General features: G+C 62.0%; 20 protein-coding genes and 3 pseudogenes. 2 read left to right on the top strand and 21 right to left on the bottom strand.

Going from position 1 to position 20,093, the window contains the following annotated elements; translation table 11 throughout:
• Nucleotides 1-200 precede the first annotated feature (200 nt).
• The 3 genes from mhpT to P3W85_RS19600 form a co-directional block, all read right to left on the bottom strand.
• A complete protein-coding gene (mhpT, locus tag P3W85_RS19610; protein WP_276266029.1) occupies nt 201-1,415 on the bottom strand; it encodes a 3-(3-hydroxy-phenyl)propionate transporter MhpT in 1,215 nt (404 codons plus the stop codon).
• A 123-nt stretch (nt 1,416-1,538) separates the two neighbouring features.
• On the bottom strand, nt 1,539-2,525 hold the full coding sequence (locus tag P3W85_RS19605) for a formylglycine-generating enzyme family protein (RefSeq protein WP_276266028.1): 987 nt from the start codon (nt 2,523-2,525) through the stop codon (nt 1,539-1,541).
• On the bottom strand, nt 2,522-4,303 hold the full coding sequence (locus P3W85_RS19600) for an arylsulfatase (protein WP_276266027.1): 1,782 nt from the start codon (nt 4,301-4,303) through the stop codon (nt 2,522-2,524). Before P3W85_RS19600 ends, P3W85_RS19605 begins: the two co-directional genes overlap by 4 nt.
• Before the next feature lie 150 nt (nt 4,304-4,453).
• Between P3W85_RS19600 and P3W85_RS19595 the strand changes: the two genes are divergently transcribed.
• A complete protein-coding gene (locus tag P3W85_RS19595; RefSeq protein WP_276266026.1) occupies nt 4,454-6,304 on the top strand; it encodes a sensor histidine kinase in 1,851 nt (616 codons plus the stop codon).
• A 2-nt stretch (nt 6,305-6,306) separates the two neighbouring features.
• Nucleotides 6,307-6,927, top strand: coding sequence for a response regulator transcription factor (locus P3W85_RS19590; protein ID WP_276266025.1), 621 nt, complete (start codon nt 6,307-6,309; stop codon nt 6,925-6,927).
• Nucleotides 6,928-7,522: 595 nt separating this feature from the next.
• Here the strand turns inward: P3W85_RS19590 and P3W85_RS19585 are convergent.
• The 18 genes and pseudogenes from P3W85_RS19585 to P3W85_RS19505 form a co-directional block, all read right to left on the bottom strand.
• A complete protein-coding gene (locus tag P3W85_RS19585; protein ID WP_276266024.1) occupies nt 7,523-7,771 on the bottom strand; it encodes a hypothetical protein in 249 nt (82 codons plus the stop codon).
• 13 nt (nt 7,772-7,784) lie between these two features.
• Nucleotides 7,785-8,374: pseudogene (locus tag P3W85_RS45555) on the bottom strand (phospholipase D family protein).
• Between the two features lie 113 nt (nt 8,375-8,487).
• Complete coding sequence (locus P3W85_RS19575; protein WP_276266022.1) at nt 8,488-8,769, bottom strand: hypothetical protein; 282 nt, start codon at nt 8,767-8,769, stop codon at nt 8,488-8,490.
• 66 nt (nt 8,770-8,835) lie between these two features.
• Complete coding sequence (locus tag P3W85_RS19570; protein ID WP_276266021.1) at nt 8,836-9,744, bottom strand: tyrosine-type recombinase/integrase; 909 nt, start codon at nt 9,742-9,744, stop codon at nt 8,836-8,838.
• Nucleotides 9,731-10,153 carry a hypothetical protein gene (locus tag P3W85_RS19565; protein WP_276266020.1) on the bottom strand — a complete coding sequence of 141 codons (423 nt, stop codon included), beginning with the start codon at nt 10,151-10,153 and terminating at the stop codon, nt 9,731-9,733. The genes P3W85_RS19570 and P3W85_RS19565 overlap by 14 nt, the downstream gene beginning before the upstream one ends.
• A 293-nt stretch (nt 10,154-10,446) precedes the next feature.
• A complete protein-coding gene (mntP, locus tag P3W85_RS19560; RefSeq protein ID WP_276266019.1) occupies nt 10,447-11,019 on the bottom strand; it encodes a manganese efflux pump MntP in 573 nt (190 codons plus the stop codon).
• Between the two features lie 138 nt (nt 11,020-11,157).
• The gene (locus P3W85_RS19555) at nt 11,158-11,343 is read right to left on the bottom strand and encodes a hypothetical protein (protein WP_276266018.1); all 186 of its coding nucleotides are present in this window, start codon (nt 11,341-11,343) and stop codon (nt 11,158-11,160) included.
• A gap of 12 nt (nt 11,344-11,355) precedes the next feature.
• Nucleotides 11,356-11,643, bottom strand: coding sequence for a hypothetical protein (locus P3W85_RS19550; RefSeq protein ID WP_276266017.1), 288 nt, complete (start codon nt 11,641-11,643; stop codon nt 11,356-11,358).
• 167 nt (nt 11,644-11,810) lie between these two features.
• Nucleotides 11,811-11,966: pseudogene (locus P3W85_RS45550) on the bottom strand (LysR substrate-binding domain-containing protein); the annotation flags it as partial.
• Nucleotides 11,967-11,990: 24 nt separating this feature from the next.
• Nucleotides 11,991-12,497 (bottom strand): LysR family transcriptional regulator, encoded by a 507-nt coding sequence (locus P3W85_RS19545; protein ID WP_430869577.1) that lies wholly within the window; start codon nt 12,495-12,497, stop codon nt 11,991-11,993.
• A pseudogene (locus P3W85_RS45545) lies at nt 12,477-13,176 on the bottom strand (HAMP domain-containing protein); the annotation flags it as partial. The gene P3W85_RS19545 and the pseudogene P3W85_RS45545, both read right to left, overlap by 21 nt.
• Nucleotides 13,173-13,859 carry a heavy metal response regulator transcription factor gene (locus P3W85_RS19535; protein WP_276266014.1) on the bottom strand — a complete coding sequence of 229 codons (687 nt, stop codon included), beginning with the start codon at nt 13,857-13,859 and terminating at the stop codon, nt 13,173-13,175. The pseudogene P3W85_RS45545 and the gene P3W85_RS19535, both read right to left, overlap by 4 nt.
• Nucleotides 13,860-14,156: 297 nt before the next feature.
• Nucleotides 14,157-14,864: a TRAP transporter small permease subunit gene (locus P3W85_RS19530; RefSeq protein ID WP_276266013.1), complete on the bottom strand. Its 708-nt coding sequence runs from the start codon at nt 14,862-14,864 to the stop codon at nt 14,157-14,159.
• A gap of 3 nt (nt 14,865-14,867) precedes the next feature.
• Nucleotides 14,868-14,999, bottom strand: coding sequence for a hypothetical protein (locus tag P3W85_RS19525; RefSeq protein WP_276266012.1), 132 nt, complete (start codon nt 14,997-14,999; stop codon nt 14,868-14,870).
• A gap of 170 nt (nt 15,000-15,169) precedes the next feature.
• Nucleotides 15,170-17,074: a DUF2891 family protein gene (locus tag P3W85_RS19520; protein ID WP_276266011.1), complete on the bottom strand. Its 1,905-nt coding sequence runs from the start codon at nt 17,072-17,074 to the stop codon at nt 15,170-15,172.
• A 151-nt stretch (nt 17,075-17,225) separates the two neighbouring features.
• Nucleotides 17,226-18,536, bottom strand: coding sequence for a TRAP transporter large permease (locus P3W85_RS19515; RefSeq protein ID WP_276266010.1), 1,311 nt, complete (start codon nt 18,534-18,536; stop codon nt 17,226-17,228).
• A gap of 12 nt (nt 18,537-18,548) precedes the next feature.
• The gene (locus tag P3W85_RS19510) at nt 18,549-19,082 is read right to left on the bottom strand and encodes a TRAP transporter small permease (protein ID WP_276266009.1); all 534 of its coding nucleotides are present in this window, start codon (nt 19,080-19,082) and stop codon (nt 18,549-18,551) included.
• Nucleotides 19,083-19,085: 3 nt separating this feature from the next.
• Nucleotides 19,086-20,066: a TRAP transporter substrate-binding protein gene (locus tag P3W85_RS19505; RefSeq protein WP_276266008.1), complete on the bottom strand. Its 981-nt coding sequence runs from the start codon at nt 20,064-20,066 to the stop codon at nt 19,086-19,088.
• Between the last annotated feature and the right edge of the window lie 27 nt (nt 20,067-20,093).

Here is a 20,093-nt window from a genome sequence, read left to right as displayed (position 1 = left end):
CCGTTGAAGATCGCGCCCTGCCACGTATGGGCACTGGCAAGCGTAAAATCTGACGAGTTGCTCATGGCAGATGTCTCAAGTAATAGTCAAGTAGTAGTCAAATGCAGCCGTCTCCGATCGCCGTGGCGAGCACCTCGCCACATCGACGGAACGTTGGAACACCGCTGATCTAGCGATGACACCAGTTGATGTCGGCGCTGTCAGTCTCTTTCCGCAGGTCGCTGCAGCAACAGCAATGCGGCAATAGCAGAGATGATGGTGATAGGAATGCTGGCGCCGATGATCGTGCTTGCGTTCTTGCCCATTGCCAGCAGTTGTCCGGCCAGCATCGGCCCGGCAATCGCACCAAGCCGTCCCACCGCGACGGCGGCGCCCACACCGGTACCGCGCACCGCCATCGGGTAATACGCGGCCCCCAGCGCATACAGCACGGATTGCGCGCCAGTGACAAACAGGCCAGCCAGAAACGCACCGAACGCCGTCCACGCCATTCCGGAGGCGGCCGCCATGGTGGCGAGAGCGACGATGATCCCGACATACATGCCCGACACCACGGCTCGCGGATGACCCCGGTCCATCAGCATGCCGATGCCCAAGGCACCGGCACTGCCACCGATGTTGAAGATGATCTGCACGACACCAGCCTGCGCCCGGGTCAAGCCATTCGCCACCATGAGCGACGGCAGCCAGTTCAGCAGGAAATAAAGCACAATCAGCGTGAAGAAGTAGCTGATCCAGAGACAACAGGTTGCTGCCGCGCGACGTTCAGCGAACAGCGCCCAGGCCACGGAAGGCGGCTTGACGAAATTTCCCTCCGGTCCGTCGAAGCGCCGCGGCTCTGGCAGCATCAGCAGCATCGGCACCACGAGCAGCGGCCCTAAGCCGCCGACATAGAAAATGTGACGCCATCCCGTTTCGCCGGCAGAGACGATGCCGATTACCGCCGCAATGGCACCGCCGAGTGGGATGCCACAGTACATGATGCTGACAGCGGTATTGCGCAGACGGGCAGGCACCGCTTCCGAGCAGATCGCGATCAAGTTTGGCATTGCGCCGCCCAGTCCCATGCCGGTGGCCACGCGAATGGCCACCAGGCTCCAGAAGTCCCAGGCGTGTGCCGTGCCGATAGAAAAGATCCCGAATAGCGCCGTGGCCATGATCAGCACGCGTTTGCGACCAATGCGATCGGCCAGGCGTCCGCCAAGTATGGCACCCGGCAACAGGCCAAATGTACCGGCGCCGAAGGCCAACCCCATCTGGCTAACAGACAGCCCGAACTCGCGTGCCATGCGGGGCGCCGCGACGCCTATCGATTGCAGGTCGAGTCCTTCCAGTAGCGCGACGACAAAGCATAGGCCGAGGGTCAGCGCCACGCCCGCGGCTGGCTTGGTGCGTACTACGGTTGATGATTGCATGGTGGTTCCTTGATCGAGGCTGTATCAGATGCGGAGGAAGTTCGCAGTTTTATTTATGAGGTGATATATCGGCGCGACGTCCAGGTTGCGCTCTGGCGGGAACATGTGTGTCCGGATGGCAGGTCAGTGGGCCATGACCGTCCGAAAGCCGCTATGCGCGGTCGGCATGTCAGGCTCCTGAGGCTGACGGGCGGAGGCGCGATATCGGACGCAGAAGTCGGCGGAGCACAAGAACGAGCCGCCCTTGATCAGTCCAGGAGCACGGGACTCGCTCGCGGAGACGCCGAATCCTGCGCCGTGAAATTGCGCTCGACCACTCCAGTCGTCGGCGGTCCACTCCCAGACGTTCCCGATCAAGTCGAACACGCCAAAGCCATTGGCCGCGTAGCAGCCGACGGGAGCGCGGCCCGCATGGCCATCCTCGGCGGTATCGATGTAGGGGAAGATGCCTTGCCAGAAATTTGCGCCCGGCCGGCCGGTCTGGGAGCGCGGCCCCCGTTCGATGCGCTCCCCGCGACCGTGCGCCTTGGCTGCGTACTCCCACTGTGCCTCAGTGGGCAACCGATGCCCCAGCCATTGCGCATAGGCCTCGGCGTCCGCGCGGGTAACCTGGACGACCGGTTCATTTTCTCGCCCGCGCAAGTCGCTTCCGGGGCCATCCGGGTGACGCCAGTCGGCACCCTGCACCTCGTGCCACCAGCTTCCGTAGGCAACTTCTTCCCGGGGCAGCGGCTTCCGAAAGACGATACCTCTGCCTCGCCGTTCGGCCTCCGTGACGTAACCCGTGCTGTGCGCAAACGATGCGAACTGCGCGTTGGTGACTTCGGTGCGATCGATCCAGAAGCTCTCGACGGTTGCTTCACGCAGCGGCCGCTCCTCCGCGTAGCCCTCCGTGGAGCCGAGTGTGACGCGGCCTCCTTCAACCCGAATCATGCCCGCGTATCTTTCCTTTCCCCAGCCCGGTGGCAACCCCGAGTACACGCGGCAAGCTCGCTCGCTGCCGAGTGCGTCGGTGGGCGGCGCCTGTACGGAATCGGAGACCATTGCCATGGCGCCGGCGGCCGCGAGCACGGTGGCCACCAGCACGGCGAGGACCGTCGTTGTCTTCATGGCGCCGGGGCTCTCAGTTCTTGCAGCGGCGTGTGTACCACCCCGACGCGGGCTGCGTAGGCCTCGTATTCCGCTGCCAAGCGGGCTGCGCGCTCCGGATGCACCTCGCTCAAGTCGGTCGTCTCGCCCCGGTCGCGACGCAGATTGAAGAGTTGCCATCGGTTGTCGCCGAACGGCGGCTGCATCGACACCAGCTTCCAGTCACCTTGGATGACATAGCGGCCCGTGAAGAGCTCATCGGCGAGTATCGCGTCGCTTGAACGAGGACCGCTGGAGACGCGATCCTGTAGCCGCGAGACCAACGATCTGCCGGTGATCGGATAGGCGAACTGTCCTTTGCGATGCGAGTTGCTATGGTCGATTCCGGCAAGTTCGAGGAAGGTGGGAAGCAGGTCGGTGACGTGGGTCAGATCGCCCAGTGCAGGTTTCGAACGGATCTGGCGCGGCATTCTGACAATCAACGGGGCAGTCACCCCGCCTTCGACCGAGAAGCCCTTCCAAAGCCGAAACGGCGTGGCACTGACTTCCGCCCATCGCTCGCCATACGTCACGTTCGAGAGCGGACGCCCTATGTTATCCAGCGCATTGTTGACGTTGGGGTTGTTCGGAAAGAAGTTCGGTCCACCCTCGGCGCCATTGTCGGAGGCAAAAACGATCAGCGTGTCATCGTAGATGCCACGCTGCTTCAAGTAGCCGATGAGCCGTCCGATGTGGCGATCCATGTTCTCGACCATGGCCGCGTACACTTCCATCTTGCGTGCTTCCATGGCGCGCTGCTGCTTCGTCAGGTCGGCCCAGCGCGGGTGGCCCTGAAGCTGAGGCAAGCCGGGGCTCGGAGTGAAGTCGGCGGGAATCAACCCAAGCTTTTTCTGTTTGGCGATACGGCGGGCACGAATGGCTTCGTAGCCTTCATCATATCGGCCGCCATACCTGGCGATGTCGGCGTCGGGCGCCTGCAGCGGCCAGTGCGGCGCGGTGAAGGCGAGGTACGCAAAGAACGGTTTGCCGTCGTGGCGGTTCTCGTCGATGTACGAGATCAGCTTGTCCGTATAGTTCTTCGACGCGTAGAAGTCCGGGGGCAGGCTGACCGGCTTGTCGTCCTCGGTGTAGCTGGAGGCAAGGTCGGCGACGATCGGTTTTCCCGGCACCTGCGCGAAGTGCGATCCGGCGCCCTGCAGTAGCGCAAACGAACGCTCGAATCCCTTCGCGTTGGGGAAAGAAGCGGGACGGAGCACTGTCCGGCGGCCCGCGTTGGCTGCCGGGTCCGCCGGCGTACTCGCGAGATGCCATTTGCCGGCCATATATGTGTGATAGCCGCCGTCCTTCAGCAATTGTGGCAGCGATGGTACGCGCTCGTTCAGATAGCCCTCGTATCCGTCCGGTGCGTGTTCATAGTTGTAGGTGTTCTGCTTGCCCCAGGGCGCGGTATTGGTCGAGATCGCCGTGGCATTGACCTCGGCCATCGAACCCAGACCCGCAAGGTGATGATCGGTTCCCGACATCAGCATCGCGCGGGTGGGCGAGCAGGTCGCGCCGGTGTGGTAGTTCGTCAGGATCCGGCCCGAGGCGGCAAGTGCATCCAGGTTCGGTGTGTCAATCTCCCCGCCCATGGCGCCAATGTCGCTATAACCCAGATCATCGGCGAGGATCATCACGATATTCGGCCTCGCAGCCCGCACCGGTTGCGGCTGCGCAGCTTCCCTGGCACTGCCATCGCTGAAGGCAGTCACTGGCAACAAGCCGCCGAGTGCGAGCGAAACCACCGCTTTCCAGTGCATTGTTGTCTCCGTCGTTGTTATCTGTGATTTGTTAGCGGAGACGATCTTCGGGTGTAACCGGATAGCGATGCTATTGGCCCTTGGTACAATTGACCGTACTTCCGTGACAGTGGATTAGTTGACTCCAACGTTGTCAAAGTCCTCTGCTCTATGCCGCTGATTCTCCGCACAGCGTTGCTGCGTCGCCTTGTGATCATTCTTTTCCTCGCTCTGGCCGGGCCGGCTGGAGCGGCGCCGGAACGTGTGCTCGCCGTGATCTATGCCGGTGGTTATGCGCCCTGGTACGCCTCCTTCATCGAGACATTGCGGCTCGCGCTGCTTGAGGGGCACCCGGAACTGGTGCTGGACGTGGAAACCCTGTCCAAACGCACGGACGGTTCGACACGTGACGGCGGAGTACCTGACTGGCTGCTACAGAAGTACGCTGATCGGCATTACGATGTTGTTGTGGCCTACAGCCCCCAGCTTGCTTGGAGCGCGGTCGCACTGCGCGACCGCCTGTGGCCGCGCGCCGCAGTGGTGACATCGGTACGTGGAGACGCCGAAATGCAGGCACTCGCCGAAGCTCCCCGTGTTTCCGGCATTCTGCTGGAGGACAGGGTGGCGTCGACCGTCAAGCTCATTTTCGAGCTGCTGCCTGCCACCGAGCACTTGGCCGTCGCGGTGGAGACCCTCGATGCGGACCCTTGGCGCACGTCCTGGCGGCGCGGGCTTGCGATGATCGATCGGCGTGCCCGATGGGTTGATTTGAGCGGGCTCACCGTGGCGCAATTGCGCGAACGTGTGGCTGCGCTGCCACCTCACACCGCAATCTACTTTGCAGCACCCGGCGTGGCGATGAATGGTGAAGTTCGCGCGGGCCGGGAGGTGGTCGGCCTTGTCAGTGAGGTGGCAAATGCGCCGCTTTTCGTCGATGTCTGGCCGCTCGTCGGCACGGGCGCTGTCGGTGGGCGCCTGAGTTCTCCGCGGGAGATCGCGACTCAGATGGCATCGCAGATCGAGCGGATATTGGCGGGGACGCCTCCTGCCGTCGTCGGCTTCGAGGCGCAGTGGCCGACGAAGCTGCAGTTCGATTGGCGCGCCATGCAGCGCTGGCATATCGACGAGGCACGGCTGCCCAACGGAAGCGATGTGATGAACAAGCCGCCGGGACTTTGGGAAGCGTACCGGACTCAGGTCCTGGTCGGCGTGTCGGTGATGCTTCTGCAGAGCGCGTCGATCGTGAGCCTGCTGATCGAGCGCCGACGCCGTTACCGGGCGGAACTTCGCGCACGCGAGCATCTGGCCACCTTGGCCCGACTGAACCGCGGTGTTGCGCTGGGGGCGCTGTCCGCTGCACTGGCACATGAAATCAACCAGCCCCTTGGCGCGATTCTCGCCCACGCCGAGACAGCCGAATTGCTGCTGGCGCAGCCCCATGATGCCGATGCGCATGCGGCACTGCGGGAATTGTTGTGTGCGATCCGTGAGGATGACCAGCGAGCCGCTGAAGTGCTCACGCGATTGAAAGCGTGGATTGCCAATGCCTCTGGGGTACTGGAGCCGGTGGCGCTGAATCCGTTGATCGTCGAGGTGGGGCGCATGCTCCAGACCGAGCTACGCCTGCGCGAGACCGAACTTCGCCTGTCGCTCGCGGCGAGCTTGCCACTTGTATTGGCCGATGGCGTGCAGGTACAGCAGGTGGTGCTGAACCTGGTGCTCAACGCACTGGACGCACTGCGACAGGTGCCGACGCGGCGCAGACTGATCGAGATCGGCACTGCCCAGGTGGCTTCGGGAAAGATCGAGGTGACGGTCCAGGACAGCGGTCCGGGTCTACCCATCATACCGCCGGCGCAGCTCTTCGAGCCTTTCTTCACAACCAAGCCGGAAGGACTGGGGGTCGGGCTAGCGATCAGCGCGGCAATCGTTGAGCGGCACGGTGCGCGGCTGGAGGTTGACAACCCCGACGAAGGGGGCGCGCGTTTTCGTTTCTCGCTCCGCGTGCATATGGCGATGTGACCATGGATCGTGACGCGATACCCTGCCTGCATCTCGTCGATGATGACCCGCGTTTTCGCAGCGCGCTGGCGCGGTTGCTGCGGACCATGGGCTATAACGTGAGGGAGTATGAGTGCGCCGAGTCGTTCCTCGCCGCACCGCCTGGCGGGGCTGGATGTGTGTTGCTAGATATCCGCATGCCGGGAATTTCGGGACTCGAATTGCAGGCTGAAATGGCTCGGCGGGGCATGATTTTGCCCATCGTTTTCCTCACTGGCCATGGCGATATACCGATGAGCGTCCAGGCCCTGCGCGCGGGGGCGGAGGATTTTCTGACCAAGCCGGTCAAACGATCGGCTCTTCAGGTGGCGGTCGAGCGGGCATTAGAGCGGGAGGTTCGGCAGCGCGCCGTTGCCGATGCGCGGCGGCTCCGGGAAGAGCGGCTAAGCCAATTGAGTCCGCGGGAGCGTGAGGTCGCGCAGCTGTTGTCGGCGGGGTTGCTGAACAAGCAGGTCGCGTACCAACTCGGGACCACGGAGCGCACGGTCAAGGCCCACCGTGCCAAAGTCATGGACAAGCTCGGGATTCACAGCGTGGCAGAGTTGGTACGGCTGATGGAGGATCCTACACGGCCAGCCTCCTGATGAATGATGGGGGATAGCATTGCGCCAGACCGTTTCAGACAGATTACTGAATGGTGGCCAATTGCTGTTCGAGTGCGGATGCTACCCGGCTCAAGGTGTCTTCGATGTGGTTGCGCTGCAGCCGGTCCGTCTTTTCCTTGTCTGCCACGATCTGCTCCGGCCTTCCACTAGGTAGAGTGCCACGCCCTCCCCAATTGAACGTATGACGGGATCAGCTCAGGCGGTCTGCACGAAGTCCAGCAGTCTGGTCGCTCAGGGTTTCGCGTCATTCAGATATTCGTCGCGCTCCCGAGATAACCGTCGAGATGGTGGCGTGGAAACGCCGCAGGCTGCGATGTACCCTCAAGCAATGCGCCCATATCTCAAGGAGACATTATCGTGGCGCGCGACGAGTATCTGGCCGGGCGGACGCCGAGGACATGGTTGCGTGCTAAGCGATCCTCAACATCCGTTCGGCCCCTTCGACGGAGCGATAGGACGCACTCGGCATGGCCAACGGTCCGCTTCGCACGCTCGAGCACCGCGTTGTAGCCGTTGTCGCTCTCCATCAGGTCGGAGAGGGCATAGGGCCGGCCCAGGATGTGTACAAGATGGCTCATTCACTATCTTCTGCGTTGGCAAGCCAACGGCGCCGCTCGGCGATCACAGCGGCTTCGGCACGGGTGAACCGGTCGCACTCCCGGATCGACAGCACGGGGAGGAGGCGCAGTGGCAACAGCTTCAGCCTGCAGCGGCCATAGCCCAGCGCGGCGGAGTGCCGAACCTCGGCGGCATACTCTTCCGGGTCCGAGTCGCGCGGGCGGAGGGTCGCCCGGCTGCACTCCGCGCACTGGCACGGGTACATGGTCGTGCGGTTCCTAGTAGTTCGGGCGGTAGGGCACGCCGGCATTGAAGCGGCTCTGCCAATGGCGCAGGTAGCGCCTCGCCAGGTCGGGCCGGTCCCAGATCACCAGCACGTTCTCGCTGTTTCGTCGGGCCGCGGCATCGCTGTAGTTGAAGCTGCCGGTTTCGACCGTGCGGCCGTCGACACAAAGGAATTTGTTGTGGTGAATCGCAAACGTGCTCACGGTGCGCACCGGGATGCCCGCGGTGACTGGCACACCGAGCGCGGCGGCGGCCTTGCCGCTGCGGTCCTCCGCCAGGTTGTTCCGCTGGTCGACCACCATCTGCACATCCACGCCGTGCCGGCGGGCGTCCAGCAGCGCTTTCGTGATGGGGCGGAGGTGAAGCTGTACGCGGAGATGCGGATCGATTGTTTGGCCGAGTGAATGACCTTCAGGACCAATTCGTGCGCTCCCGCATCGGGCGAGAAGGCGGCCTCGATATCGGTCGAAGTGGTGAGGACGGCAGACGTCGCTTCGGGAAAACCAAAGCTGAACGTGTGTGCAAGCCCTGGCAGCAGCGTTGCTGCGACCAAGGCAGCCGCGGCAAGAGGATGTTTAGGCAAAGGATGATCCTTCGGGGTGGCGACGGCGGGTGGGTTCGTTCATTGTTGTCCGCAGTCGCTGGCGGGGCGGTTCAAATAGCAGGGGAAAAGCGTATCCATTCGGTAGTCCGTCTTCAGCGAGAGGGCGACTGCAGGTCGTCGTAGTGCTGGTTGCCCGTGTCGTGCAGGGCCGAGGAAACCAGGAAGACGAGGATCGACAGGATGATCCCGAGCGACCAGGACTCGCAGGCATAGCCGACATAGGCGCCCATGAGCGTGTGGAGCGCGGTCGAGATCCAGCCGATGAGCCGGCGCGCACGCTGGCTCGACAGCACGAGGAAGCCGACCAGCGCCGCGAGGGCCAGGCTGGCGTAGGGATTGATGCCGATCATGACGCTGGCCGCGGCGGCGAGCATCCCAGTTGCCATGCATTCGAAAAAGACGACCGACGACCAGTACTGGTTCGCATCCTGCGCCGACGCCTATTCGATCGTGGCGGCGATCCGGTCGCAGGTCCTTGAGCTGGCCAAGCCCATCAACTTGCTGACATCCTCGCTCGAGCGGCCAGCGAGCAGCTGGCGCCGGCAGAATGTATTGCGCAGGATTCGGGGGCTCATGTCGTCTGCCTCGAAAGCGATGGTTTCCAGCGCGGCGCGCACAATCTTGCCCAGGCTCATCTCCGTAATCGGCGTGCCGCCGGCCTTGAGCGAGAACAAGAGATCGCTGGCGATCGGCAGGGTGGCGCGACGTACGAGCCAGGCCGAAAGGATGGGAACGGCGAACGCGTCCAGATGCACGGTGCGGGCATCACGCGTGCCGTGCGCGGGAACATGCAGATAGGGCGGCGCGGCTGCGGGCTGCAGGTCGGCCACCTGGGCAGATCGGCCCTCTGCAACCGTGATGCCGGTGCCGAGAAAAAAGGCGACGATGGCCCGGCTGCGCAGCGTTGGCAGGTCGTCGCCGGCGTGCGGCTGCACATGGGCCTGCAGCTGGCCATCGGCGTCTTCCAGGAGGAAAATCGGCAGGGGATCGTCTTGGGGCCACTGGCCGTCGCGTACCAATTGCTCGGCAGGGTTGCCTTGTCGTACGCCGATGGCCACCAGGTGGCGGCACAGCCGGTCGAGCAGCTTCAGGTATCGCATGCGGGTGGCAGCGGTGTAGCCATTGGCCTCCGGCGCCTGCCAGAAGGCATCGATGTGGTCGGAGCCGAAGGTGGCCAGGGTGACTCCGGCCACCAGCAGGTGCCGTCGGAAGCGTTCGAACATCGCCTCGTGCTGGACGATGGACCGCGCGGAGAACGGGCGCCGGTCCGCGCCGGCGGCCTCGCGGGCTTGCCAGTCGGCATAGGCCAAGGTGGGATTGGTTAGCCAGAGGCGGTCAGATCTGTCCATGCCAGTATTTATATACTGAAAACCAAGCTCCCAACACCTTACCGCCTCTGCGAGGCGGCATTCGCTCCCAGGGAAGCGGGGGTGAGACAAACAGCAAGCTGTAAAGTCGCTTGCGGTGCGACGAGGCCCTGTGCCGTGCGTAGCGCGGATAGCGGGCGTCGAGCATGTCCGCGATCGCCTGTGGACGACACTCGTCTTCGGGCGGGCATTTGAGCAGATGCGTGTCCGCGCAGAAATGCAGGATCTCCTGCAGCAATTCTTCGCGGCGCGCAGGTGGGAAATTCAGATGTCGGGCCTTTGTCCATTGGCGGTAGCCCGCATGCGCGAGTGCCAAGAGGGCGCCGGGTGTGCCGTCCAGCGTGGCGGCGAGGGTGTTGGCTTGAAGCCGCAGGGACTTGGTGATTGTCATCTTGGGAGATTTCCTCAGTCGGCTGGTTGACCGGCATCTCCAATATTACCCGCGATGAGACCGCAGCAAGCCGATGCCACCTCGGGCGCGATTCGACTACCAAGACGCTGCGGCGTGCTCGCTATGGGCATATTGCTGGCACGGCGTCGCTCGGCGTTTGGCCTTGCGCCAGCCCGCCGATCCATTCGTTCGGCGCTCCAGCATGGATCAACACCGTGATGCCACGATCGACGCCTACCGCCGCGGTGCATCAACACGCCAGTTTGCACTTAGCGCGTGCCAAAGGAGCGATATCAAGCGGCCAAGCCCAGATGCTCTACCAGGATCACGCTGCCGATGCCGATTAGGATCAGGCCGCCTAGTGCTTCGGCCCGCTTGCCCACCTTGGCACCGATTACCCGCCCCAGCATCACGCCGATGGTCACCATCAGCATCGTGGCCAGGCCGATGGTGATTGACGTGGAGACGATGTTGACATTGACGAAGGCCAGTCCGGCGCCCACTGCCATGGCATCGATGCTGGTGGCGAAGCCCGTAATGGCCAGCACCCAGAACGAGTGAGAGTTTGGCTTTTCTTCCTCCGGGGCGTCGGGTGTGGAGAATCCCGCATAGATCATTCGTGCGCCTAGGACGAAGAGCAGCACAAAGGCAATCCAGTGATCCCATTCGGTGACATAGATGGCTGCGGCCTTGCCCAGCGCCCAGCCCACCAGCGGCGTGATGCCTTCGATCACGCCGAAGATCAGCCCCGTCTTGAGTGCCTCGCGGAAATGTGGCTTGTGCAGAGTCGCCCCCTTGCCGATGGCTGCCGCGAAGGCGTCGGTCGACATGGCGAAAGCGAGTAGAAGGGTGGATGTGATGTTCATTGGCGTTGCTTTAGTCGGATCGGATGGGAGCGACCGGATGTTGGTTCGGTCGCATGCGGTGCCACCATGGCCGACTGGCCAGGGGGACATTAGCACGGCAGCGCGGCGCGTCCTGCCCGGGCGCGCCGCGTGCAGCGGCTAATCAAAGCGGGATGGCAGATGCAGGTCCAGTCGCAGTTTCTCCTCGGCCTCGCGCGCATTGACGGCGGCCAGTCGGGCGGCAAGCGCGGTGTCGGCCAGCGAGCGGCGGATCACCAGCAATTCGCTCAGGCTGGTTTCGCCGGCTGCATAGGCTCGGCCGGCGCGAGCGGCCGCATTTGTCATCTCGGGATCTCCTCAGTCGGCTGGTTGACCGACATCTCCGAGTATCACCCGTGATGAGACCGCTGCAAGCCGATGCCACCTCCGGCAGGGTTGGAGGAATTTCATCTCTTCCCATTCCGGGGTGGCTTTTCGCAGCGGGCCGGCACAAACCAACGACCAGGACGCTGCGGCGTGTTCCCATTCGCCCTCAATGGAGGGCACCACAGCGGCTCCAAATTCCGTTGCCACCGGTCTTCGCTCTTTTCTGCAGGTGCGCTGCTCACGGACCGACTCGAAATGGTCTTGCACCACGATGATCATTGCGATGTCCTCCAATGTGCAACTCTGCGTGGTGGGCAGCAACCAGGTTGCGAAAGCGCGGAACGTCCCCGCCTCGCGGCCGTATCGTCAGTGGACACGTGGGGATTGTCAACGGGCTCACGCCCTGAAAAGAACACGGCCCGCCGAAGCGAGGGGATGAATGTGCGCTATAGATATATTGCTGTCGCGAAAGAGATATTAAATCCTGGCTTGAAGGCGAGCACGCGATGCCCCGGCAACTCGTCCCATCGCAAGGTCGCGCGCCGCGCCAGTGGATGATTTTCCGGCAATACCAGCATGAAGGTGTCTGTGCCAACCGGTTGCGTTACGAGGTCGACGTTGGGTTCTCACAGCGTGGTGGCGCCAAATTCCATCTCCCTCCCAAGCACCATCGACCTGACACGTGACCCGGCATCGTCCCGCAGGCATACCTGCACATCCGGGGCGTTTCTATGGAATTCCACGACCGCGGCGGAGAACAGGGAGTGAGCCACGGACGCCATACACCCGACTGTGACCTTTCCGGCCAGGCCCCAGGCGATCCGAAACGCTTCCTGCAAGCTCTCCTCGAGCGACTCAAGCAAGGGTCGCACTCGTTCCAGCAGCAACTCGCCCAAGGGCGTCAGAGTCATGCTTCTTGTGGTTCTCTCAACCGACCGCCCGCCCAAGGCCGCTTCTAGTTTGGCTACCCGCCTGCTCGGCGCAGAGGGGGTGATGGAAAGGGCATCGGCCGCACGATTGAAGCTTCCCAGGCGGGCCAACTCGTGCAATGCGCGCAGGTCGTGCAGGTCGTAATTGATTCTCATGGGGCAATAATCAGGCAACGCCCTTTCCCTCTCGCTTCCATTCTGCAGGCGCTCCAGCATTGCATTCAGCGTCGCGGCCAAATCCGCCATCTCCACGGGTACCGCCTCGACTGGCATTCGCTCGTCAAGCTTGTGTGCGGTGACAGCTCGAGCACGCGAAGCCATAGTGCGCAGCGGTGCCAGTCCGCGCCGGGCGGCCCACCATCCGAACATGCCACTCGCGCGCACCGCCAGCGTGGTGTAGAAGGTCAGAGATCTCCGGAGGGCGTGCATAAAGTGGGCATGAGGTTCCGTATCCATGCCGACTACGATGCTCAAGGGGCCAGTGTGCCCCGGACACCTGGGCGACTGCACGCATGCCCCGCTACTCCCTCCCGTCTTGGGTATTGCGGCCTGGCGCAAGCTGCGCCATGGCAGCAAAGGCAGCACTGAAATCGAATCCGTTGCTGGCATGAAGGCTATCTCCCTCTGCAGTTCCAACGTGTGCAACGAACCCGGGGAGATGTTCCAGTGTCTCTCCCAGCCGTGCCGAAACGGATGCTGGCGGCCCCATGGCGGCAATTTTTTGGATCAGGCGAATGTTGTCCCCAAGGACGGCGTAGTCTTCATCGGCAAAGTGACGATCGATGGCCAGCGATATGAGTATTCCCAGACCTAGCAGCACCCCAGCCGACGACAATGAGAACAATATGGTGAGACGCGTCGTCAGCGAAAGCCAATACCTCACTCCAGGTCCTCCGGCTCTTCAAGCACGTAGCCCATGCCCCGGACCGTCTGGATCAGCTTTGTTTCGAAATCGTCATCGATCTTCGCACGCAATCGGCGGACAGCCACATCGATGACATTGCCGTCGCCGTCGAAATTCATGTCCCACACCTGGGAAGCAATGAGGGATCGCGGCAGGACTTCACCCCGACGGCGGGCGAGGAGTTCAAGCAAGGCAAATTCCTTGCTGGTCAACGTAATCTGGTGGCCCGCACGAGAAGCCCTGCGGCGCCCAAGGTCCAGTACCAGATCCCCAATCTGGATTCGGTCCAGCGCCATCTGCGCAGTGCCGCGACGCAAGAGCGTGCGCACCCGCACCAGCAATTCCAAAAAGGTGAATGGTTTGACCAGATAATCGTCCGCCCCCGGTTCCAACCCCTTGACTCGGTCTGCCACGCTGTCGCGTGTGGTCAGAAACAGCACCGGCACGGCGTTCTCGGCTGCACGTAGCGTTTGCAGAATGTGCCACCCGTCCACGTCCGGCAGCATCACGTCAAGGATGATGAGGTCATAGGGTTCGTTCATGGCCAGATCCTGGCCGTCGAGGCCGTTCGCCACCAGATCGACCACAAAGCCCGCTTCAGTCAATCCCTGGCGCAGATACTCGCCAGTCTTGGACTCGCCCTCTACCACAAGCAGTTTCATCAGCATCCTTCCATTCATGGATCGCCACCAAGCCTGCGGCCCCGTTTGGCGAATCTAGTCTAACCAGTCAGATGTGTGTAGCCTCGTTCTCGTTACTCTGTCGATGCCGCCTCGCTGTGCGGCCATCTGCTTGTGGCTGGCCAGCGCGCCGGCGATGCGGTCGCCGTCATCCCCCCATGGCGCGACCGACGGTACAGCACTCCTGGCCTGTCCCTCGCCCAGCCTGGGCGAAGTCGGCGCACCCAGCTTGACTCCTACCGGCTGTGCGGCAAAGGCGAATCGCTCACTTGGAGCCCCTTACTCGATGAAGGCGAGCTGTGCGCCCGCAGTCGCGTGGTTGCCTGCCGCTGTCCTCCGCGCAATGCGGCCGGCGCGATGGGCGCAGACCTGCATCTCCATCTTCATCGCCTCCATCACAGCGACGATCTGGCCTTCGCTCACCGCCTCGCCTTCCACCACCTTCCAGCCCTGCACGGTGCCGGTGATCGGGGCGGCCCCCTCCCGAGGATCGATTGCATCGGCCATCGAAGGTACGTCGGGCGCGTCCGCGGGCCTGGTGAGGGCCAGCCCTCGCAGCAGTTGGGTCGGCAGGCCGAGCAACACGCGGCGTGCCTGCGGGGTCCAGATCGGAAGGGCCACCAGGCCGGTGGCCATCTCGCCGTACTCGTAGCTCTCCCAGGTGAAGGCGGCGGCCCACCAGGTGAGATAGGCTACCGAGATGGCCGCGATGACCAGGCACACCGTGTCGAGGGTGCGGCGCATGCGCGCGGTCACCTTGTCCAGCAGCAAGGTCACGCGCACGAAGTCGCCGTGCCGGAAGGCGTGGGCCATGGCGAAGAAGGCCACAGCCGGGCACAGCCAGGCGACAATGTCATTGACACCGCTGACCTGCCAGTTCATCCGGCGGCCGACGCCCGCTGCGATCATCAGCACGAAGATCAGGAACACAGAGAAGGCGCCGAGCGCCCCGGCCCCGTCGTACAGGCGATTCAGGAAGGTTCGCATCGCTCAGTGCTTCTTGTAGGCGTTGACGATGGCCTGGCCATCGGAGCCGGCGGTCTTCAGCCAGTCGGCCTGCATGGTGGCACCGACCTTGCGCATATCGGCATCCAGCGTGGCCGAGGGCTTGTGGATCGTCATGCCGCGCTCCACCGGAAATTCCGAGCGCGCCCAGCGACGACTTGCAGTAAGTCACCGGCGGTTGCATCAGCGCACAGGGACGCGACTGCGCACAAATGTGCTGGAGCGTGCCGGCGGAACCGCACCGTGCCAACAAGTGCGGCCCTCCGACGGACTTTTTCCAGGCGCCGCTACATCATGGATTTAAAGGCGGTGGCGATCTTTGCTTGTCCCTGCGCATTCGGTGTTCTGCAATCTGGCGCCCAATCGCCCGAACCCAGCTTCCCATAGATTTCTGCAACTGCGACGTTGTTGCTCTTGGCCACTTCTCTGATAACGTCATTCAAGCCCTTGGTGCCCGCGATGGAACCTTCGAGGTACTCCGAAACTGTCTTATGCGTCGCGGCACGCCCTACAGCCAAAGGACAATCGCGATAGGAATTGTCATAAGTGCCCACGATGATTTTGGTTTTGGGGGCGGCAGCCTTGAGGTTGGACAAGACCGTATTGAGATTCGCGCGAACAATGGCCCAGTCGTTGGCGGCGGCCATTTTTGCATTCTGATCTTGCAGCAGCACCATTCTGTTGGCCTCGTTCTGCGCCGTCGATGGAGTTATGAATTTAACATCGAATCCCGTGTGCAGAGTGATCAGCAAGGGGTTGCGAATATCGATTGAGTTTTCGCGTTGCCAGGTCGAAATTAGTTCAAGAGCGTATGGCAGTCTTTTATCAACGAGATTGGATAGCGTTGCAGGATTTGTGGGATAACCATCGTATTTGGAAATATTTATTGATCTTATTTTTTTTGAATTCATTCCTTCCAATTCGATCTTCAATAAATCGACGTAGCTGCTTCCATCTGGCAATTTTCCATTGCCTCCAAAAGCCCATGCGTCACCCAATGCAAGCTGAAGTGGAAGTTCAGCCTCTGCCCCAGGAGAATTGGGCTCGTAACTTGCATCAATCATTCTGACTGCATACTGCGCAATCCAATGAGAGAGATAGTTGTAGTCAAATGCGTAGTCCCATCTGCTTCGCCATTGCAATTGATCTGCCAGAAGACGAATCGAATTCGCTCGCATTGTTTTTTGATTGGTGGCCTGGTGAATCCACCATAAAGCAAAAGAGCGAGAAAAATTGTCACCATTGATATGCGACAAATCAGTAGGTGGAACGTTGATAGGTTCTACATAAAAATTATCGGGCACTCTTTCCTTGATCCAATCTACTTTTTTTGACCCGTAGATTTTTGCGATAGCAGCCACGCGCATGATGCAGGGCGAGAAAAAATTGCTGGGAAAACCAGCATCTTTTGTAATGGGGCAGCCCTCATCAAGTGTCGGGTCAAGTAAGTATGCGTCCGCTGTTTTTTGTGCATAGGTGACCAATGCCTCATCACCAATAAACTTTCCCCACAGATCGAGATGTATTAGAGCCCACGAGAGGTTGTTGTAATTGTCATTCAGGACATTTCGTCTGGCTTGTTGAGGCGTCAGAGCCTCAATATTTTTTCGGAGATTTAGTGCAACTTCGTTTCCCAGGCCTCGCATATCCGTATGACCTGTTGCAAGCTCGCGCTCCCTGGCCAATGCGAGAAACCATGAAAGGCCATAGAATTTTTCGAACGGATTACTATATACATTCTCGTTCATATATTTTTTCTCTGCCTCAACGAGATCGGGCCTTACAACCGCCTCCACCACGCGCAAATATGTATTATCGCCTGTGTGCCGGTAAATTGAATATAGGGAATATGCAGCGTGAACGGCGGAATGCCAGTCGAAGCAACCATGAAATATCGGGCTATCTGCGTTAACTCCATTATTAGTCCCGACAGAATAAGAATTTATTTGCGGCAAACAATTGATGATGGGCGAAGAAAGAGCTTTCAGCATTTCGCCTCGTTGCTCTTCAAACAACGGCCCCAACGCAGGAAGAGGTACAACGGGTACTTCGGGCTTCGATGTTGTTGGTACTGGAGCGACCACTGGAAGGGTGCTATTCCCATCTCCTTCGCCGCCGCAACCCGCGACGAAGGCGGTGACAACGGCCGAAACGGCCAGGGGCTTGAAGGACGTAGGTGTTGTCTTTTTCATGATGTATGAAACCTTGGTTTGTGTGTTGTCTGGCCCCGAAAGCGCAGCCATCCGTCTCAGCGATGCGTGTCAGACACGCGCATGCGTCATCCCATGCAGGGTCGACATCGCTCCTGCCGTAGTGAAACGACGAAGATATGGGGCGCCATGACTACCGCTCCTTGCCCATCACGAGATCTGGCAACGAAGTCACGATGCTCGGGAACAGCGTGATCAGCACGATGCACAGCACCAGGCACAGGAAGAAGGGGATGGCCGCTATGGCGATCAGGTTGCTGTCCTTGCCCGTCATGTTCTGCAGCACGAACAGGTTGAAGCCCACCGGCGGCGTGACCTCGGCGATCTCCACGAGCAGCACGATGAAGATGCCGAACCAGACCAGGTCGAAGCCGGCCTTCTGCACCATCGGCAGCACCACCGCGCTGGTGAGAACGATCATCGAGATGCCATCCAGTGCCGTGCCCAGCACCAGGTACACCAGCACCAGCGCGCCAATCAGGGCATAGGGCGAGAGGTGCATGCTGTCCACCCAATCGGCCAGCTCGCGCGGAATGCCGGTGAAGGCCATGGTCTTGGTGAGGAAGGCCGCGCCGGCCAGGATGAACATGATCATGCAACTGGTGCGCGTGGCGCCCATCAACCCATCCTTGAAGTTTTGCCAGGTCAGGCTGCGTCCCCAGGCCGCGATGGCGAGCGAGCCCAGCACGCCGAAGGCCGCACATTCGGTGGCGGTGGCCCAGCCGGCCACCAGCACCCACACGATGAAGACGATCAGCAGCGCGCAGGGGATGAGGTTGCCCGAGAGCCGCAGCTTCTCCATGAAGCCGGTGGGCGGGTCGGCCGGCGGCACCTGGTCGGGGTTTCGCAGGCTCCACCAGCCGATGTAGCCGGAGAAGAGCAGCATCAGCAGCAGGCCCGGCAGGAAGCCCGCGAGGAAGATGCGGATGATCGACGCGTCCGCCGCCACTGCGTACACCACCATCGTGATCGAGGGCGGGATGAGGATGCCCAGCGTGCCGGCCGTGGCCAGCGAGCCGATCGCCAGCTTCTCGTTGTAGCCGCGCCGCTTGAGCTCGGGCAGCGCGACCTTGGCTATGGTCGCGCACGTGGCGGCCGATGAGCCCGACACCGAGCCGAACACCCCGCACCCGAGGATGGTGGTGTGCATCAGGCGTCCGGGTACGCGGTTGAGCCAGGGGCGCAGGCCCTCGAACATCTCCTCGCTGAGCTTGGTGCGAAACAGGATCTCGCCCATCCAGATGAACAGAGGTAGCGCGGCCAGCTCCCAACTGGCATTGCTTTCCCAGAAGGATGAGAAGAGGTTCTTGCCCGGCAGCGTGTTGGTGAAGAAGGCCTGCCCGACCCAGCCGACGATGGCCAGGGTCATGGCGATCCACACGCCGCCAGCGAGCAGCACCAGCATGATGGCGACCAGGAGCGCGCCCATGAGCAAAGTGTCCATTGCGTGTGCCTCTCAGATGTCGGAAGAGAAATCGCCGGCAGCGTGGCGCGCCTCGATGGCGCGCTGGTAGCTCGGTGTCTGTCCGCGCAGCACGCCCACCAGTTCGTCGAGCATGGCGATGAGCAGCAGCCAGCTGCCCAGCGCGAAGGTGGCCTGCGGAATCCAGATGGGGATGACCACCAGGCCGGTGGCCATCTCGGCGTACTCGTAGCTCTCCCAGGTGAAGGCGGTGGCCCACCAGGTGAGGTAGGCCACGGAGACGGCGGCGATGACCAGGCACAGCGCATCGAGGGTGCGCCGCACGCGCGGGGCCAGCTTCTCCAGCAGCAGCGTCACGCGCACGAAGTCGCCGTGGCGGAAGGCATGGGCCATGGCGAAGAAGGCCGCGGCCGCGCACAGCCACGCGACGATGTCGTTGGCACCGCTGACCCGCCAGTTCATCTGGCGGCCGACACCCGCGGCGATCATCAGTACGAAGATCAGGAACACGCAGAAGGCGCCGAGCGCCCCGGCCCCGTCGTACAGGCGATTCAGGAGGGTCCGCATCGCTCAGTGCCTCTTGTAGGCGTCGACGATGGCCTGGCCGTCGGTGCCGGCGGCCTTCAACCAGTCGGCCTGCATGGTGGCGCCGACCTTGCGCATGTCGGCGTCCAGCGTGGCCGAGGGCGTGTGGATCTTCATGCCGCGCTCGGCCAGCAGGCGCTTGTACTCGGCGTTCTTTTCCTCGGCCACCTTCCAGCCGCGTGCCTCGGCCTGGGCGGCAGCCTTCAGCACCGCGTCCCTGGTCGGCGCATCCAGCGCATCGAGCGCCTTGATGTTCACCAGGATCGCGTTCTTCGGAATCCAGGCCTGCACGTCGTAGAAGTTCTTGATGTGCTCGAAGGTCTTGGTGTCGTAGCCGGTCGAGGCCGAGCTCATGTAGCTCTCGATCAGGCCGGTGGCTATGGCCGCGCTCAGTTCGGCCTGCTGGATCTGCACCGGCTGCGCATTCACCAGCTCGGCGATGCGGGCCGTGGCGGGACTGTACGCACGCCACTTGATGCCCTTCAGGTCGGCCGCCGAGTTAACCTCCTTCTTCGCGTAGATGCCCTGCGGTGCCCATGGCACCACGAACAGCACCTTGATGCCCTGCGCGGCCAGCAGCTTCTCGGTGGCGGCCCTGGAAGCCTCGTACAGCTTCCTCGCCTCGGGGTAGGTGGTGGCCAGGAAGGGCACGCCGTCGAGCGCGTAGATCGGGTTCTCGTTGGCGTAGTTGGCCAGCAGGATCTCGCCGGCCTGGGCCTGGCCGCTTTGCACCGCGCGCTTGATCTCCGGCGCCTTGAACAGCGACGCGTTGGCGTGCACCGCGATCTTGAGCTTGCCGCCGGTGGCCGCTTCCACGTCCTTGGCGAACTGGGTGATGTTCTCGGTGTGGTAGTTGGTTGCAGGGTAGGCGTTGGCGAGGTCCCACTTGGTCTGGGCCTGGGCGGCGAAGGCGAGGCTCAGGCCGGCGAAGGCCAACAGGGCGGTACGTGTGGACGGATGTGGCATGGAAACGCTCCAGAGGCGGGAAAGGAG

This window comes from Cupriavidus basilensis (assembly GCF_029335485.1).
Lineage (GTDB): Bacteria > Pseudomonadota > Gammaproteobacteria > Burkholderiales > Burkholderiaceae > Cupriavidus > Cupriavidus basilensis_E.
The sequence above is the reverse complement of the archived record's forward strand: the minus strand, read 5'-3'. Positions and strand labels throughout refer to the sequence as shown.